This is a genomic window from Luteibacter jiangsuensis, from assembly GCF_030812295.1.
Lineage (GTDB): Bacteria > Pseudomonadota > Gammaproteobacteria > Xanthomonadales > Rhodanobacteraceae > Luteibacter > Luteibacter jiangsuensis_A.
In genome coordinates this window covers 1,055,141-1,072,695 of sequence record NZ_JAUSSK010000001.1, presented here as the reverse complement: position 1 = coordinate 1,072,695, position 17,555 = coordinate 1,055,141, and the positions used below count along the sequence as shown (strand labels likewise).

The 17,555-nt window shown below is 65.9% G+C and carries 13 protein-coding genes; 12 read left to right on the top strand and 1 reads right to left on the bottom strand.

Annotated elements, in window-relative coordinates; genetic code table 11:
• Positions 1-5 precede the first annotated feature (5 nt).
• The 4 genes from glgX to treY are packed head-to-tail and all read left to right on the top strand — an operon-like array spanning position 6 to position 8,571.
• Positions 6-2,114 carry a glycogen debranching protein GlgX gene (gene glgX, locus J2T07_RS04670; protein ID WP_306847673.1) on the top strand — a complete coding sequence of 703 codons (2,109 nt, stop codon included), beginning with the start codon at positions 6-8 and terminating at the stop codon, positions 2,112-2,114.
• Complete coding sequence (gene treZ, locus J2T07_RS04665) at positions 2,111-3,862, top strand: malto-oligosyltrehalose trehalohydrolase (protein WP_306847671.1); 1,752 nt, start codon at positions 2,111-2,113, stop codon at positions 3,860-3,862. The genes glgX and treZ overlap by 4 nt, the downstream gene beginning before the upstream one ends.
• Before the next feature lie 3 nt (positions 3,863-3,865).
• Positions 3,866-5,944 carry a 4-alpha-glucanotransferase gene (gene malQ, locus J2T07_RS04660; protein WP_306847669.1) on the top strand — a complete coding sequence of 693 codons (2,079 nt, stop codon included), beginning with the start codon at positions 3,866-3,868 and terminating at the stop codon, positions 5,942-5,944.
• Complete coding sequence (gene treY / locus J2T07_RS04655) at positions 5,941-8,571, top strand: malto-oligosyltrehalose synthase (protein ID WP_306847667.1); 2,631 nt, start codon at positions 5,941-5,943, stop codon at positions 8,569-8,571. Before malQ ends, treY begins: the two co-directional genes overlap by 4 nt.
• Positions 8,572-8,719: 148 nt before the next feature.
• On the opposite strand, the gene J2T07_RS04650 is transcribed toward treY, so the two are convergent.
• Positions 8,720-8,980 (bottom strand): acyl-CoA-binding protein, encoded by a 261-nt coding sequence (locus J2T07_RS04650; protein WP_306847665.1) that lies wholly within the window; start codon positions 8,978-8,980, stop codon positions 8,720-8,722.
• Between the two features lie 125 nt (positions 8,981-9,105).
• On the opposite strand from J2T07_RS04650, the gene cmk reads away from it, so the two are divergent.
• The 8 genes from cmk to galU all read left to right on the top strand — a co-directional run bounded on the left by cmk (position 9,106) and on the right by galU (position 17,501).
• Complete coding sequence (gene cmk / locus J2T07_RS04645; protein ID WP_306847663.1) at positions 9,106-9,786, top strand: (d)CMP kinase; 681 nt, start codon at positions 9,106-9,108, stop codon at positions 9,784-9,786.
• Positions 9,787-9,959: 173 nt separating this feature from the next.
• Positions 9,960-11,633 (top strand): 30S ribosomal protein S1, encoded by a 1,674-nt coding sequence (gene rpsA, locus J2T07_RS04640; RefSeq protein ID WP_306847662.1) that lies wholly within the window; start codon positions 9,960-9,962, stop codon positions 11,631-11,633.
• Positions 11,634-11,714: 81 nt separating this feature from the next.
• Positions 11,715-12,017 carry an integration host factor subunit beta gene (locus J2T07_RS04635; protein WP_306847660.1) on the top strand — a complete coding sequence of 101 codons (303 nt, stop codon included), beginning with the start codon at positions 11,715-11,717 and terminating at the stop codon, positions 12,015-12,017.
• Positions 12,018-12,283: 266 nt separating this feature from the next.
• A complete protein-coding gene (locus J2T07_RS04630; protein WP_306847659.1) occupies positions 12,284-12,541 on the top strand; it encodes a LapA family protein in 258 nt (85 codons plus the stop codon).
• Positions 12,538-13,710 carry a lipopolysaccharide assembly protein LapB gene (gene lapB, locus J2T07_RS04625; RefSeq protein ID WP_306847657.1) on the top strand — a complete coding sequence of 391 codons (1,173 nt, stop codon included), beginning with the start codon at positions 12,538-12,540 and terminating at the stop codon, positions 13,708-13,710. The genes J2T07_RS04630 and lapB overlap by 4 nt, the downstream gene beginning before the upstream one ends.
• Complete coding sequence (locus tag J2T07_RS04620) at positions 13,707-14,744, top strand: glycosyl transferase family 4 (RefSeq protein ID WP_306847655.1); 1,038 nt, start codon at positions 13,707-13,709, stop codon at positions 14,742-14,744. The genes lapB and J2T07_RS04620 overlap by 4 nt, the downstream gene beginning before the upstream one ends.
• Positions 14,731-16,629: a polysaccharide biosynthesis protein gene (locus J2T07_RS04615; RefSeq protein ID WP_306847653.1), complete on the top strand. Its 1,899-nt coding sequence runs from the start codon at positions 14,731-14,733 to the stop codon at positions 16,627-16,629. Before J2T07_RS04620 ends, J2T07_RS04615 begins: the two co-directional genes overlap by 14 nt.
• Positions 16,626-17,501, top strand: a complete 876-nt coding sequence (gene galU, locus J2T07_RS04610) for a UTP--glucose-1-phosphate uridylyltransferase GalU (RefSeq protein ID WP_306847652.1) — start codon at positions 16,626-16,628, stop codon at positions 17,499-17,501. Before J2T07_RS04615 ends, galU begins: the two co-directional genes overlap by 4 nt.
• Positions 17,502-17,555: the final 54 nt, after the last annotated feature.

The window sequence follows — 17,555 nt, the reverse complement described above, 5'->3', positions numbered from 1 at the left end:
ATCCGATGCCTGTCCTTCCCGAACGCATGCAGCCTGGAACGCCGTACCCGCTCGGTGCCACGTGTGACGGCATGGGAACCAACTTCGCCGTGTTCTCCGCCCATGCCGAGCGCATCGAGCTATGCCTGTTCGATCCGTCGGGCAAGCGCGAAATCGCACGCTACGAATTACCCGAGTGCACCGACGAGATCTGGCACGGCTACCTGCCTCGCGTCCGCGGCGGCACGTTGTACGGGTTTCGCGCGTATGGCCCCTACGCTCCCGAGGAAGGGCATCGTTTCAATCCCAACAAGTTGCTGCTCGACCCGTATGCGCGCCTGCTGCACGGACAGGTGCGCTGGTCGGATGCCCTGCACGGTTACCGGGTGGCTTCGTCACGCGCCGACCTGTCGTTCGACCGGCGCGACAGCGCGGCGGCGATGCCCAAGGCCGTGGTCGTCGACGAACCGATGCACTGGACCCACGGCAACCGGCCGCACACGCCGTGGAAGGAAACGGTGATCTACGAGACCCACCTGAAGGGTTTCACGCGCACCTTGAAGCGTATCCGCCAGCACGAACGCGGTACCTTCATCGCACTGGCCGATCCCTATGTGATCGACTACCTGGTGAAGCTCGGCGTCACCGCGGTGGAACTCCTTCCCGTGCATGCCTTCCTGCAGGACCGCCGCCTCACGGAGATGAAGCTGCGTAACTACTGGGGCTACAACACGCTGGCCTTCTTCGCTCCCGAGCCCGCCTATCTCGCCGAGGGCGCGCTGAACGAGATTCGTGCGGCGGTGCAGGCGCTGCACGCGGCCGGCATCGAAGTGATCCTCGACGTGGTCTACAACCACACCTGCGAGGGAAGCGAGCTGGGCACCACCATGTCGTTCCGGGGCCTCGACAACAAGAGCTACTACCGGTTGATGCCGGACGACCCGCGCTATTGCATCAACGATACCGGCACCGGCAACACGGTGAACACCGCGCATCCGCGGGTACTCCAGCTGGTGATGGATTCCTTGCGCTACTGGGTGCAGACCTTCCACGTGGACGGCTTCCGCTTCGATCTCGGCGTGAGCCTCGGCCGCGAGGAGCACGGCTTCGACCCCTGTTGCGGTCTGTTCGACGCCATGCGCCAGGACCCGGTGTTGGCGAACGTGAAGCTGATTTCCGAACCTTGGGACATCGGACCTGGCGGTTACCAGTTGGGCAACCATCCGGCGGGTTTCGCCGAGTGGAATGGTCAGTTCCGCGATGACGTCCGAAAGTTCTGGAAAGGCGATTCCAACATGCGCGGCGTGCTCGCCGGACGCCTGCAAGCCTCCGGCGAGCTGTTCGACCACCATCGGCGTAAACCCTGGTCGTCGGTGAATTTCCTCACCGCGCATGACGGGTTCACGCTGGAAGACCTGGTCAGCTACAACGACAAGCACAACGAAGCCAACGGCGAGGACAACCGCGACGGCGGCAACGACAACGAAAGCTACAACTACGGGGTGGAAGGTCCGACGGACGATCCCGCTATCCGTATCGCGCGCGATCGCGCCAAGCGCGCCATGCTGTCCACGCTGTTCTTCTCGCACGGCACGCCCATGCTGCTGGGTGGCGATGAATTCGGCCGCACGCAGCAGGGCAACAACAACGCGTACTGCCAGGACAACGAACTGTCCTGGTATGACTGGAAACTGGCCACGGAGGAACGGGGCAGGGAGCTGACCGATTTCGTCGCACGCCTCATCCGCCTTCGTGAAAAGCACCCGACGTTGAGGGCGGCGCACTTCCTGCGTGGAGACACGGAGGTGGCTCCGGGCATGCGCGAAGTGACGTGGTTCGACGAAAGCGGCACGGAGATGACCCAGGAGACCTGGGAATACACGGAAGGCCGCTTGCTGGCGTTGCGCCGCGCGCAGGCGTACGGGGATAAGCGCGCCGACGTGACCCTGGTCCTGATCAACGCCACGCCCGAGAAGCACGTGTTCAACCTTCCCCAGCCTGCCGTGAACTGGCGGATGAGCTGCAACAGCGCCATGCCGTCCGCGCCGGAAACGCCCTGGAGCGAATCGTCGGTCGAGGTGGAAGGACGCAGTGTGATCCTCCTGACCGCGTCGGCGAGGACGGAACCGGCATGAGCGATACCTTCGTCCACGCGATGCCGTATGGCGCCAGGCACCTGGGCGATGGCCGCACCCGTTTCCGGCTTTGGGCTCCCGACGTGGATACGGTATCGATCGAATGCGACGACGGGCACGCCTTGCCGATGCGCGCGCTGGACGACGGCTGGTTCGAATGCGTGCTTCCCGCCGAGGTGGGTTCCGGCTATCGCTTCCGTCTCGGCGATGGCCTGGTAGTGCCCGATCCCGCTTCGCGCCGGCAGGCCGGTGGCGACGTGCACGGCTTCAGCATGGTCACCGATCCCGTGGGGTACGCATGGCGGCACGCCGGTTGGCGCGGGCGGCCCTGGCACGAAACCGTGATCTACGAACTGCACGTGGGTGCACTCGGCGGGTTCCATGGCGTGGAGATGGTCTTGCCACACCTCGCCTCGTTGGGTATCACCGCCGTCCAACTGATGCCCATCGCCGAGTTCGCGGGTGAGCGCAACTGGGGCTATGACGGCGTGTTGCCTTTTGCCCCGGCGGACGCCTATGGGTCGCCCGACGACCTGAAGTCGCTGGTCGACACGGCGCACGGGGTCGGGCTGATGATCTTCCTCGACGTGGTCTACAACCACTTCGGACCGGAGGGCAACTACCTCGGCGCGTATGCGTCGCCGTTCTTCGACGAATCCACGCATACGCCGTGGGGCGCGGCCATCGGTGTGGCAACGCCGCAGGTGGGCGATTACTTCGTGCACAACGCGCTCTACTGGTTGCAAGAGTTCCGTTTCGACGGCCTGCGGTTCGACGCGGTGCACGCGATCGGTAATGCCGGTTGGCTGGCAACGCTGGCGGATCGCGTGCATGCCGCCGTGGAGCCGGGGCGTCATGTGCACCTCATTCTCGAGAACGAAGCCAACCAGGCCCACCTGCTCGGCCGTGGCCGGTTCGACGCGCAATGGAACGACGATTTCCACAATGCGCTGCACGTGCTGCTCACCGGAGAGAGAGAGGGCTATTACGCGCACTACCATCCGCCGATGGACAAGCTGCTGCGCTGCCTGCGCGAAGGCTTCGCCTTCCAGGGCGAGCCGATGGGCGGTCGCCGTCGCGGCGAGCCCAGCGCCCACCTGCCGCCATCGCGATTCGTGAACTTCCTGCAGAACCATGACCAGGTGGGCAATCGCGCGTTCGGGGACCGGCTGAGTATCCTCGTTTCCCCGGAAACGCTCGAGGCCGCGCTCGCGCTGCTCCTGCTGGCACCTTTCGTACCCATGCTGTTCATGGGCGAGGAATGGGCCAGCCGGACGCCGTTCCTGTTCTTCACCGACTTCCCCGATGAAGACCTGCGCAAGGCCGTGCGCGATGGCCGGCGCAAGGAATTCGACGCCTTCACCGGATTCTCCGGTGAGGATATTCCCGATCCCAACGAATACGCCACGTTTACCGCGTCCATTCCCGTGAGGGATCGCGAACGCGGCGACGCGCGCCGGACGCTCGTTCGTGAATTGATCGCGGCGCGGCAGAAGCACGTCGCCCCGCATATCGAGCAGGCGCGCAGCTTGGGGGCCGAAGCGGCGGGCGAGTGCGCCTTCATCGCGCGCTGGTCGTTGGGCGGGTCGTCGCTCACGTTGTTCGTCAATTTCGCCGACATCGACGTCACCCTCGTGAAGCCACCATCGCCGTCCGCGGCCTGGTTGCATGGCGATGCCGCCGATATCGCATCCGTTTCGCGCGGCTTGCTTCCCGCCCGCCGTACGCTCGCCTGCCTGGAGTCCTGATTCGTGAACGAGCCCCTCGATGACCGCCTCGCGTTACTGGCCGAGCAGGCCGGAATCGACGTGAACTGGCGCGACGCACTCGACCGGCCGCAATCGACGCCGGCGCGCACGGTGCGCTCGGTCTTGCAGGCCCTGGGGTTGCCGGCGGACAACGCGGACGATGTCGAGGCGAGCTTGCGGCGCATGGAGGAAGAGCGGAGCGGCCGGCAGCCACCGAGGCTGCTTACCGCCGACGCGGGTGGACAGGTCGAGCTACCGGTGGCGGCGCGCGGCCGGTCGTGGAAGATCGTGACGGACGAAGGCGGCCGGGTCAGCGAGGGCGCCTTGCCATCCGGCGAGCGGTTTGTCGGTGCGCCGGCCATGCCCGGTTACTACACGTTACTGCTCGACGAGGAGCCGGTCACGCTCGCTGTCGCGCCACCGCGCGCTTTCGGCATCGGCGACATCGCCTCCGCTAACCGGCCTTGGGGTGTCGCGGTGCAGATGTCCAGCTTGCGCCGGCCCGGCGACGGCGGCATCGGTGATTTCACGGCACTGGAACTCTGTGCGAAGGCCGCCGCGGAAAAGGGTGCGGATGCCCTGGCGATCAGCCCGCTGCACGCCTTGTTCGCGGCAGCCCCTGAGCGCTACAGCCCGTATGCGCCGTCGAGCCGACTGTTCCTCAATGGCCTGTACATCGATCCGGTGCGGACCAGCGGCGAACAGACCGTGCGCGCGGTGATCGACACGCACAACCTGCGCCAGGAGCTGGCCGAACTCGAATGGCTCGAGTTGATCGACTGGCCACGTGCCGCGCGTGCACGGATGACGATCCTCCGTTCCGTGTTCGAGTGGGCGTCGGTGGATATCGTGCATTCGGAACGCTTCGCCCGGTTCCGGCGCGAACAAGGCGAACCGTTGGAACGCCATGCGCGCTTCGAGGCATTGCATGCCGACTTCACCGCGCATGGAAGAGCGGGCGGCTGGCAGGGCTGGCCGGAAGCGTTCCATGATCCGGCCAGCCCCGACGTGGCGGCCTTCGCCCGCGAGCACGCCCGTGAAGTATCGTTTCACGCGTGGCTGCAATGGCTCGCTACTCAGGGGTTGGAGGGAGCGCAGAAGGCGGCACGCGACGCGGGCATGGCCATCGGCCTGGTGGCCGACCTGGCGGTGGGTGCCGACGCGGGCGGGAGTCATGCGTGGGCCCACCAGAAGGAAGTGCTCAACGGCCTGTCCGTGGGTGCACCACCGGATGCGCTCAACCGGCTGGGCCAGGATTGGGGGCTCACCACGTTCTCGCCGCGCGGCTTGCGCGAGACCGGCTTCAAGGGATTCATCGGCATGCTGCGCGCCGCGCTGGCGCATGCCGGCGGCGTGCGCATCGACCATGTGTTGGGATTGAAGCGCCTGTGGATGGTGCCCCATGGCTCGGGCGCGACCGAGGGCGCTTACGTGCGCTATCCGCTCAGCGACATGTTGCGGTTGATCGCGCTGGAATCGCATGCGCACCGCGCCATCGTCATCGGCGAGGACCTGGGCACCGTACCGGCCGACTTTCGCCAGACGATCGCCGATAAAGGTGTCCTCGGTATTCGCGTGCTCTGGTTCGAGCGCGCCGCGGACGGTGGCTTCATCGCCCCGGCGGACTGGTCCGGCAAGGCCATGGCGACGACCAGCACGCACGACGTGGCGACGGTGGCGGGATGGTGGAGCGGGCGCGACGTGGAGTGGCGCAAACGCACCGGGCTCGACAACCCCGATGTCGACGAGGCGGCGCAGCGTGAGGTTGAGCGGGTGATGCTCTGGCGGGCATTGTTCGCGTCCGGCTCCGCGTGGAACGAGGATGCCCCGCCTGCGCCGGACGATATCTCGCCCGTGGTCGTGGCGGCGGCCCGGCACGTATCGCAAGCACCTGCGCCCCTGGCGATCTTTCCGGTGGAAGACGTGCTCGGCCTGCACGAACAGCCCAACCTTCCCGGTCCCACCGACGCGATCCATCCCAACTGGCGCAGGCGCATGCCCGATTCGTCGTCACGCCTGTTCGATGGCCCGATCGCCCACGCCGTATGCGCCGCGATCGACCAGACCCGGCATCGCGCGTGAGCGCCCCGCGTGCGCTGGCGCGCCTGCAGTTCCACGCGGGCTTCACCCTCGACGATGCGGTCGACGTCGTCGGCTATTACGCGCGCCTCGGCGTGAGCCATCTGTATGCCTCACCGATCCTGCGCGCGCGAGCCGGTTCGACCCATGGCTACGACATCGTCGATTGCCATGAGGTGAATCCGGAGATCGGTGGGGAGGATGCCCTGCGCCGTCTCGTCGCCAGCCTGCGCTCCCGCGGCATGGGGCTGGTCGTCGACATCGTGCCCAACCACATGGGCGTGGGCGTCGAGAATGCGTGGTGGATGGACGTGCTTCGGCATGGACGGGAAAGCCGCTACGCGGGGTATTTCGATATCGAATGGCAGGCGCCCGATCCGTTGTTGAAGGGGCGGCTGCTGTTACCGATCCTCGGCGCGGGTTATGAGCAGACCCTGCGCGATGGCCACGTATGCCTGGCGCGGCGGCGCGACGAATGGATGCTGCGGGTCTATGACGACCACCTGCCGTTGTCGCCAGCCTCCTCGGCGGCACTGGGCGGGGAAGCCCAGGCCATGCACGACCCGGGGACGGGCGAGGGCAGGGCGGCGCTGCATGCGTTGATCGAACGTCAGCACTATCGCCTGGCGTTCTGGAAGCTCGCCAGCGACATGGTCAACTATCGCCGTTTCTTCGACATCAACGAATTGGCGGGCTTGCGCATCGAGCGGACAGCCGTCTTCGAAGACACGCACAAGACCATTTTCCGGCTGTACGCCGAAGGCTTGATCGACGGTGTGCGCTGCGACCACGTCGATGGGTTGGCCGATCCACGACGCTACTGCCGCCAGTTGCGCCACCGGCTCGAGACGCTGCGCATCAGGCGTCCGCCGGAAGCTCCGCGCGGCGCGGCCTACCTGGTGGTGGAGAAGATCCTCGCGCCGGACGAGACCCTGCGCCTCGATTGGCGCACCGATGGCACCACCGGCTATGAATTCATGGATCAGGTGTCGGCCGTGCTGCACGACGAAAACGGTGAGGCGCCGCTGACTGGCCTATGGCGCAAGCTCACGGGCGAGAGCGCGGACTTCGGAACGCAAGCGGTGCGTGCGCGGCGGCAGATACTCGTGGACAGTTTCGAAGCGGAACTGGACCGTACGGCGCGGGCCCTGTTCACCGCGGCGCGTGCCGATATCGTGACGCGGGATGTATCGCTGGCCGCCATTCGCCGCGTGCTGGTGGAACTGCTCGTGCATTTTCCGGTGTACCGCACCTATGCGGGGGGCGCCGGCCGCGACGCCTATGACGAAGCGGTGTTCGCGCGGGCCGTCGAAGGCGCGCTACGTACCATTCGTCTCGAAGACAGCGATTTGCTGCATCTCGTCGCGCGATGGCTCGGTGGCGAGGCGCCGCGCTCTTTGCCGCCGGGCCCGGTGCGCCGCGCACGCGAAAGGGCGCTCGCGATGTTCCAGCAATCCACCTCGCCGGTGGCGGCCAAGGCGGTGGAAGACACCGCCGGCTATCGCTATGGCCGCCTGCTGTCGCGCAACGAGGTGGGCGTCGACGCGGCGAGTCTGGCGATCGCTCCGGAACATTTCCACCGTCACTGCGCGGAACGCGCCGCCACGCTGCCGCACAATCTGTTGGCCACCGCCACCCACGATCACAAACGGGGCGAAGATTTTCGCGCACGCCTGGCCGTGCTCTCCGAAGTGCCTCAACGTTGGATCGTGACAGTGGATCGCTGGCGCTCCCGCCATGCCGGGTTCCGCCAGCGCGCGGAAGGACGGATGGCGCCATCGGCCGCGGATGAGCTGATCCTCTACCAGATGCTGGTCGGCGCATGGCCACACGGGCTGTCGCCGGACGACGTGGACAGCGTGGAGCGCTTCGCCACGCGCATCGCCGCGTGGCAACGCAAGGCCTTGCGCGAAGCGAAGCGCTGGACGCGCTGGACCTCGCCGAACGAGCCGTACGAGGACGCCTGTGAGGATTTCCTGCGCAGCGTGCTGTCGAGCGAATCGGCGGCGGAAGTGGCGGCCTTCGCGAGCTACATCGCCGTCCCCGGGGCGGCCAACGGATTGGCCCAGGCCGTCCTGCGGCTGACGACGCCGGGCGTGCCCGACCTCTATCAGGGCACGGATTACTGGGACTTCAGCCTGGTCGATCCCGACAACCGTCGTCCTGTCGATTTCCTGGCCCGGGCCGTATCCCTCGAACGCGATGCCGCGCCACCGGACTTGTTGCCGGTATGGAGGGATGGCTCGATCAAGCAGGCGGTGATCGCCCGTTTGCTGCGGCTGCGCCAGGCCCATCCCGACCTGTTCGCGCGCGGCAGCTATCGGCCCCTGGCGGCCGAGGGGCCGGCGGCGGGGCATATCGTGGCCTTCGTTCGCGAATGGCGGGGCCAGCGGCTTGCGGTCGCCGTGGCGCGGCATACGGCAGGGTGGCTGGCGGGAGCGGAAACGCCGGCGATTCCCGATGAGCGGTGGGAGGGGACAACGTTGCACTTGCCCGAAGGCCAGTGGACGGGAGTGCTCACCGAGGGCCGGCTGGAAACGGTGGCGACCGGACGGGGGGCTCCGGCCAGCGCCGCGGCGGTGTTCGGCGGCCTGCCGGTCGCTGCCTGGATCTCGCTCCGCGCGTCGTAGGATCGCCGATGATCGGCTCCCACAAGAGCGCCCCGCTACGGACTGACCGGTGGAGGGTTGACCTATCTGGTGGGAGCCGACCCTGTCGGCGAGGGGTGCTTGCCTCAATCTGGCCCGCTGACAAGGTCGGCTCCCCCGGGCGGGGCCCTCAACCTCCCAGTGACCTCACCAGTTCGATGTAGTCGCGCATCGCCTCTTCCCGTGGTACGCCCTTCAGCGCCGCCCAGGCCTCGTACTTCGCGGTGCCCACGAAATCGAAGAAGCCGGGCTTGTCGCCTTGGACGTCGCCCTCGGAGCCCTGTTTGTAAAGGGCATAGATACGCAGGAGGGTGTCGTTATCGGGCCGTTGGCCAAGACGGGTGAGGTCCAGGTAAGCCCGCTCGAACTGGCTCTGGAGGTGGTCGGACATGGAGCGTTTCAACCCGTGGCGCATAGAGGTTGGGGGCTTTTAGCACGGCCCCCGGAGGCTGTCCATGGGCCGGTTTCGGGCAGCCGACGCGATATCATGCGCGTTTCGTGAACGAGGTTGATCCCATGGCCCATCCGGCTGCCGTCCCCGTGCTGACCATCGACGGCCCGTCCGGCTCGGGCAAGGGCACCATCAGCCGCCTGGTGGCCGAACGGCTCGGCTGGCGCCTGCTCGATTCCGGCGCCCTTTATCGCGCCGTGGGCTATGCGGCGGGAGAGGAGGGCATCGACCTCTCCGACGCCGAAGCCGTCACCCGCTGCGCGCAGACCGTGAAGATCCGCTTCCAGGCCAGCCCCGACGGCGGGGAGACCCGGGTGCTGGTGAACGGCCACGACGCCACGGACGAACTACGCACGGAAACGGCAGGGGCGGCGGCCTCGGCCATCGCCGTCATCCCCTCGGTCCGCCAGGCCCTGGTGGACCTCCAGCACGGTTTCCGCAAGGCGCCGGGCCTGGTGGCGGACGGGCGGGACATGGGGACGGTGATTTTCCCCGATGCCGCCCATAAGTTCTTCCTTACGGCCAGCGCCGCCGAACGCGCGAAAAGGCGCTATAAGCAGTTGAAGGATAAGGGCCTGAGCGTTACACTTGCCATTCTCCAACGAGAGATCGAGGCACGTGACGAAAGGGATGCGTCGCGGCCGGTCGCCCCGTTGAAGCCCGCCGAGGGCGCCGTGGTGATCGATACCACCGGCATGCCGATCGAGATGGTGGTGGAAAAAGTATTCGCCGTGGTGCGTCCTTAAGCGCATCCGGCACAACGCCCGCGCACGTTGTGTGCGCGGGATATTGGCAACGGTGCAGGGCGGTTTCCCAACAAGCCTCCCCCATGCGCCCACGACCGGTGGGTCCCCCGTCCGCTTGCGCTCGAGAACCGAGGCAGACGCCGGGTACGACCTTTCATAACCCTGGAATCAACATGACTGAAAGTTTTGCCGAACTGTTTGAACAGAGCCAGCAGGCCATTTCCAAGCTGAAGCCCGGCTCCATCGTCACCGGTATCGTTGTGGAAATCCGCAACGACGTGGTGGTGATCAACGCCGGCCTGAAGAGCGAAGGCATCGTCCCCATCGAGCAGTTCAAGGACGAGTCCGGCGCGCTGGAAGTGGAAGTGGGCGACGAGGTCAAGGTCGCGCTCGACGCGCTCGAAGACGGCTTCGGCGAGACCAAGCTCTCCCGTGAGAAGGCCAAGCGTTCGATGGTGTGGGACGACCTCGAGCAGGCGTTCGACAAGGAAGAGACCATCACCGGCAAGATCTCCGGCAAGGTCAAGGGCGGCTTCACGGTCGACATCAAGGACGTCCGCGCATTCCTGCCGGGCTCCCTGGTCGACGTGCGTCCGGTTCGCGACCCGGTCTACCTCGAGGGCAAGGATCTCGAGTTCAAGATCATCAAGCTCGATCGCAAGCGCAACAACGTCGTCGTCAGCCGCCGTGCGGTTGTCGAGACGGAGTTCTCGGAAGAGCGCGAGAAGCTGCTCGAACGCCTGACGGAAGGCGCGGTCGTGAAGGGTGTGGTGAAGAACCTCACCGATTACGGCGCGTTCGTCGACCTCGGCGGCATCGACGGCCTGCTGCACATCACCGATATGGCGTGGAAGCGCGTGCGTCACCCGTCCGAAGTCGTCAACGTCGGCGACGAGCTGGACGTCCGCGTGCTCAAGTACGACCGCGAGCGCAACCGCGTGTCGCTCGGCCTCAAGCAGCTCGGCGACGACCCGTGGGTCGCCATCGCCCGCCGCTATCCGGTCGGCAGCCGCCTGTTCGGCAAGGTCTCCAACGTCACCGATTACGGCTGCTTCGTCGAGATCGAGCCGGGCGTCGAAGGCCTCGTGCACGTCTCCGAAATGGACTGGACCAACAAGAACGTCAATCCGGCCAAGGTCGTGCAGGTCGGCGACGAGACGGAAGTCATGGTCCTCGACGTGGATGAAGAGCGTCGCCGCATCTCCCTCGGTATCAAGCAGACCCGCTCGAACCCGTGGGAAGCGTTCGCCGCCATGCACAAGAAGGGCGACAAGGTGTCCGGCCAGATCAAGTCGATCACCGACTTCGGCATCTTCATTGGCCTGGAAGGCGGCATCGACGGTCTCGTCCACCTGTCCGATATCTCGTGGCAGGCATCGGGTGAAGACCTCGTGCGCAACTTCAAGAAGGGCGACGAAGTCGAGGCCGTGGTCCTGGCCGTCGATCCGGAGCGTGAGCGCATCTCCCTCGGCATCAAGCAGATGGAGCAGGATCCGTTCGGTCAGTTCATGGCCACGAATCCGCGTGGCACGGTCCTGACCGGTACGGTCCGTGAAGTCGACGCCAAGGGTGCGGTCGTGGATCTCGGCGAAGGCGTCGAGGGCTACATCCGCGCGAACGATATCGCCAAGGAGCGCGTGGACGATGCCACGCAGTACCTGAAGGTCGGCGATGCGGTCGAGGCGAAGTTCACCGGCATGGATCGCAAGGGCCGTCAGCTCCAGCTGTCGATCCGTGCGAAGGACGAGGAAGATCTGGCCGATACCATGGCCGACTACCAGTCCGCTGCTGGTGGCACGACCAAGCTCGGCGCGCTCCTCAAGGAGCAGATGAACAAGGCCGACTAACCGTCGGGCGAGGGGCGGCCGTGCCGCCCCTCGCTGTTGTTTGACAGATTTGCGTCAGCTTCGAGAACCACCAGGGGACCCATGACAAAGTCGGAACTGATCGAGGCGCTGGCGCGGCGCCAGACCCACCTTGCCTTCAGCGACGTGGAACTTGCCGTCAAGAGTGTGCTCGAGCAGATGAGCCACGCCTTGTCCACGGGTGAACGTATCGAGATCCGCGGCTTCGGCAGCTTTGCATTGCACTTCCGCCCACCGCGCATGGGGCGTAACCCCAAGACCGGCGAAGCGGTAGCTCTGCCGGGCAAGCACGTACCTCATTTCAAACCCGGCAAGGAATTACGCGAACGCGTAAACCTTATCGAGGAAACCGACGCCGCGCAGTGACGCGGCGTTTTTTTTGGGCGCTTCGCCAGCTCGGCTTTCGCCCTCGCGTGGGGGTGTGCGGAGCAGAGCCGTCGCGCCGAGGGCGGCGCCCGGCAGCTCCCCCGCCAGGCACACGACGAACGCGAGGGCGAAGCCGAGCCCGTCAAAGATATACATGGCAACCAAGCGCCTCATCCCAGGCACCCAGTCCTGAACGTGCCGCCGAAGCTGTATGAAAAGCCAACCGCACCGCACCATGTTATTCAGGATTCGGGTAGAGTCCCCGGATGCGTCTGCTAGCCATCATCTTTCTCTTGCTGTTCATCGCCGCCGGAATCGTCTTCGGCGCGCTGAATGCCGACCTGGTGCCGTTCGACCTCGGCGTCGCCCAGCTGTCCCTGCCCAAGGGAGGGGCGATGCTGGTGGCCGTGCTGGTGGGATGGATCCTAGGCGGGATCACCGCGTGGCTGGGAACCTCGTTCGCCCATCGAAGGCACCGGCGCAGCCGCGGCGAACGCAAGGCGGACAACGCGACGGCCGCATGAATCCGATCTGGTTGTTGGCGCTCGTTCCCCCGTTGGCCTTTGCCTGCGGTTGGTGGCTCGGCCGGAGGAGCCATGCGAGGCGTTCCGGAGAGCGGGTCAACGAGCTTTCCTCCGATTACTTTCGTGGCCTGAACTACCTGCTGAACGAAGAGCAGGACAAGGCGCTCGAGGTGTTCCTGCGCCTTGCCGAGTACAACCGCGACACGGTCGAGACCCATCTTGCCCTGGGCAATCTCTTCCGCAAACGCGGTGAGGTCGACCGCGCCATCCGTCTGCACCAGCACCTGGTCTCGCGCCAGGGACTGTCCGACGAAATGAAGACGGTGGCCTTGCTCGAACTGGGCGAGGACTACATGCGGGCCGGCCTGCTCGACCGGGCCGAAACGCTGTTCTCCGACCTCGTGGCCATGGATGCGCTGGCACCCTCGGCATTGCGTCACCTCATCGCGATTTACCAGCACGAGCGCGAGTGGCACAAGGCCATCGATCATGCGCGCCGGCTGGAGACCATGACCGGTGAGGACGAGTCGGCGATGATCGCCCAGTTCTATTGCGAACTCGCCGAGCAGTCGCGCCAGCACGGGGCGCGTACCGAGGCACGTGAGTACGTCAAGGAAGCCTTCGCGTGCCAGCAGGACTGCGTCCGCGCGCACATGATCGCCGGTCGTCTTTCCTCGGAGGACGACGAACTCGAGCCGGCGATCGCCTCGTACGAAGCCGCCATCGCGGCGGATATCGCCTTCGTTCCCGAGATACTGCCCCCGCTGCTCAACTGCTATGCGCGCTCGCAGCAGATGGACCGCGCGGAGGCCTTCCTGCGCGAGATCATGGAGCGTTACCACGGCATATCGCCCGTGCTGGCGCTGACCCGGCTTTACGAGGGCAGGGACGGCGAACGCACGGCCATCGATTTCCTCACCGGGCAGCTGCGCAAGCGTCCGTCGGTGCGCGGCCTGATGGCGCTGATCGACGCGACGATGGACAAGGTCTCCGGCGAGGCCCGCGAGAACTACCTCATCCTGCGCGACCTGACACGCAAGCTGCTCGAAGGGCAGGCGATGTACCGGTGCAGCCGCTGTGGCTTCGGTGCCAAGGCGCACCATTGGCAGTGCCCGAGCTGCAAGAGCTGGGGCACGGTCCGCCCCATCCATGGCGTCGCGAACGAATGAGGTTCACTGTAGCAAGCACCGGCTCCTTGCTGATCGGCTGCGCCCTGGTCGCCTTCCTTGTTTCCTTCGCCAGCGTGCGCGTGGCCATCGCTTACGCGCATCGTCGCGGCATGCTCGATGCGCCGGGACGGCGCCGTTCGCATACGCTTCCCACCCCCCGGGGCGGCGGCATCGGCATCGTCGCCGGTGCGCTGGCCGGCATGCCGGCGGCCTTGCTGCTCCTGCCGGGCTCTCCCGGGGCGGTCACGGCCGGTGCCTTCACCATGGCGGTGATCGCGGTGGCCGCGATCGGCTGGCTGGACGACCATGGGTCGTTGCCGATCAAGCCGCGCCTGATGATCCAGCTGGCCGCCACCCTCCTGTTCTGCCTCGCGCTGGCGACAGGTACCGCCAGCCTGCTTTGGTCCTTGCCCCTGCTGGTGGCCGGCGTCTGGTGCATCAACCTGCACAATTTCATGGACGGGATCGACGGCCTGGCCGCCCAGCAGGCGATATTCTTCGGGGCAGCCTCGGCGGCCCTCGCCTGGGCCGCCGGCAATCCGGCCATCGCCGGTGCCGCCCTTGCCCTGGCCTCGGCAGCGACGGGCTTCTGGTGGTTCAACCGCTCCCCGGCCCGGATCTTCATGGGCGACGTGGGCAGCGGCACCGTCGGCCTCATGGTTTTTGCGATTTCCGCGACGTTATGGGTTTTTCGCACGAATTTGCTCTGGCCGGCGTTGATTTTCTCTTCCGCCTTCGTCATCGACGCGACCTTGACGTTGCTCGTGCGAATGCTGCGCGGTGCGCGCTGGTACACTCCGCACCGCGAACACCTTTACCAGTGGCTCGTGAGGCGAGGGGCGTCACATCGGAAGGTAGCCACCGGCTACTTCGCATGGAACGTGCTCGTCTGTGTTCCCGTCGCATGGATCGCGTTCCGCTCGCCAGCGGCGGCGCCCCTGTGCATGGGGGCGGTGTACCTGTTCGGAGCAGCGGTCTGGCGTACTGGCAAGCGAACCTGCTTGCGTCGAAGGGAGCGACATGTTTCTGCGTAAGTTCATCGGCATCATCCACCCTCGCACGGCGGTCGTCGCGCACGACCTGGCCATGGCGGCGCTCGCCTGGTGGACCGCGAAGGCCCTGCGCTATGCCTTGATGCCCGACCTCGCGCCGGTCACGTACCTGCCGATGGAGTTTCCCATCGTGCTGCTGGTGCAAGGCGCGGTGTTCAACTGGACTGGCCTTTACAAGGGTGTCTGGCGGTTCGCCAGCCTGCCCGACCTGTGGAACATCATCCGCGCGACGGTGATCGGTGCGCTGATCATCGGCCTGGCCATGGTCATGTACGCGCGCCTGGATGGCGTGCCCCGCTCGGTGCTGCTGGTGTACCCGGTGGTGCTGGTGGTGCTGCTCGGGCTGCCTCGGCTCAGCTACCGTTTCTGGAAGGACAGCCGCATCGACCTGTTCCAGTCGGCGCCGACCAAGCGCGTGCTCATCGTGGGCGCCGACCGGGCGGGCGAGGCATTGTCCCGCGACCTTCGCCGCGACAGCCGTTACAGCGTCATCGGCTTCGTCGACGACAACCTCGCGCTGCGCGGTGCGCAGATCGGCGGCATCCCCGTCCTCGGCACGGTGGACCAGCTGGCCGAGTTGTCGAAGGCCGTGGCGGTACAGATGCTGCTGATCGCGGTGCCCGGAGCGACCACGGCGCAGATGCGCCGGATCGTGGCGTTCTGCGAGAGCACGGGCTTGCCGTTCCGTACCGTGCCGCGCCTCGAGGATGTGGTCGCGGGGCGTGCGCAGTTCAACGAGATCAAGGAAGTGGCCATCGAGGACCTGCTCGGACGCGATGCGGTGGAGCTGGATTGGACGGCCATTCGCGAGAACATCAGCGGCCGGCGCGTGCTCGTGACCGGTGGCGGCGGCTCGATCGGCTCGGAACTGTGCCGTCAGGTGGCTCGCCTGGGCGCCAGCTCGCTCACCGTCGTCGAGATGTCCGAGTACAACCTGTACCGCATCGGCCAGGAGCTGACCTCGGCCTATCCGGAGTTGATCTTCAACGGCGTGCTGGCCGACGCGCGCGACGCCACCGCGGTCAATCGCCTGTTCGAGGAAACCCAGCCGCAGATCGTCTTCCATGCCGCGGCGTACAAGCATGTGCCGATGCTACAGGGCCAGCTCCGCGAGGCCTTCCGCAACAACGTGCTCGGCACGCGCATCGTCGCCGATGCCGCGGTGCGCTGCGGTGCGGAATCGTTCGTGCTGATCTCCACCGACAAGGCGGTGAACCCGACCTCGGTGATGGGCGCATGCAAGCGCATGGCCGAGATCTGGTGCCAGAACCTCGCAGCGCATACTTCGACACGTTTTATCACCGTCCGCTTCGGTAACGTACTGGACTCCGCCGGTTCGGTGGTCCCGCTGTTCCGCAGGCAGATTCGCCAGGGCGGCCCGGTGACGATCACGCACCCGGAGATCTCGCGCTACTTCATGACCATTCCCGAGGCCTGCCAGCTGATCCTGCAGGCAGCCAGCCTTGGCAAGGGTGGTGAAATTTTCGCGCTCGACATGGGCGATCCCGTGAAGATCCGCGACCTCGCCGAGCAGATGATCCGTCTGGCAGGCAAGCGTCCCGGTTCCGACATACAGATCGTCTATACCGGGCTGCGTTCGGGCGAGAAATTGTTCGAGGAACTGTTCCACCCATTGGAGAATTACACCAGCACGACCCACGCGAAGATCTTCCAGGCACAGCACCGCCAGGTTTCGTGGGAAATGTTGCAGATACAGCTGGCACGCGCCGAGGAAGCCGTGGCCGTGTTCGATGAAGAAATCCTGCGCCGGTGCGTGTCGCAGCTGCTGCCTTCCTTCCGCTGGAGCGAGCCGCAGACCGACAACGTGCTGCCGCTACGCCGAAACGAAAGTGGAGACAACGCATGACCCAACCCCTGCGCAAGGTCGTATTTCCCGTCGCCGGTCTCGGTACGCGCTTCCTTCCCGCGACCAAGGTGGTGGCCAAGGAAATGCTTCCCGTGCTCGACCGTCCGCTGATCCAGTACGCAGTGGATGAAGCCGTCGACGCGGGTGCCGATACGCTGGTGTTCGTCACCAACCGCTACAAGCATGCGATCGCCGATTATTTCGACAAGGCCTACGAGCTGGAAGAGAAGCTCGCGGAGAAGAACAAGGAAGAACTGCTGTCGATCCTGCGCGGCATCCTGCCGCGTCACGTTCGCTGCGTGTTCGTCACCCAGCCGGAAGCCCTCGGCCTCGGCGATGCCGTGCTGCGCGCCGCACCCGTGGTAGGCAACGAGCGCTTCGGCGTGATGCTGCCGGACGACCTGATCTGGACCAAGGGCAAGGGCGCGTTGCGCCAGATGGCCGAAGTGGCCGACGCCAACGACGCCGGTGTCATCGCCGTCGAGGAAGTGCCTGAGAACGACACCGACAAGTACGGCATCGTCGATACCAGCGAACAGCTCAGCGATCGCGCATCGGTGATCACCCACATGGTGGAGAAGCCGAAGCCCGCGGATGCGCCGTCGAACCTCGCCGTCGTCGGCCGCTACGTGCTGCCCAGCGAGATCTTCGAATACCTGCGCAATACCAAGGAAGGCGCCGGCGGCGAGATCCAGCTCACCGATGCCATCGAGAACCTGCTCAAGGACAAGGGCAAGGTGCTGGCCTACCGTTTCGAGGGCACGCGCTTCGATTGCGGCAACAAGGCTGGCCTGGTCCGCGCCACCATGGCGATGGCGCTGGAAGATCCGAAGCTCGCACCGATCGTGCGCGAGTTCGCCAACAAGGCGTAGTCGCTATCGCCGACAGGGGCGGTTCCCACAACGGAAGTGGCTCCCGTGTGAGTA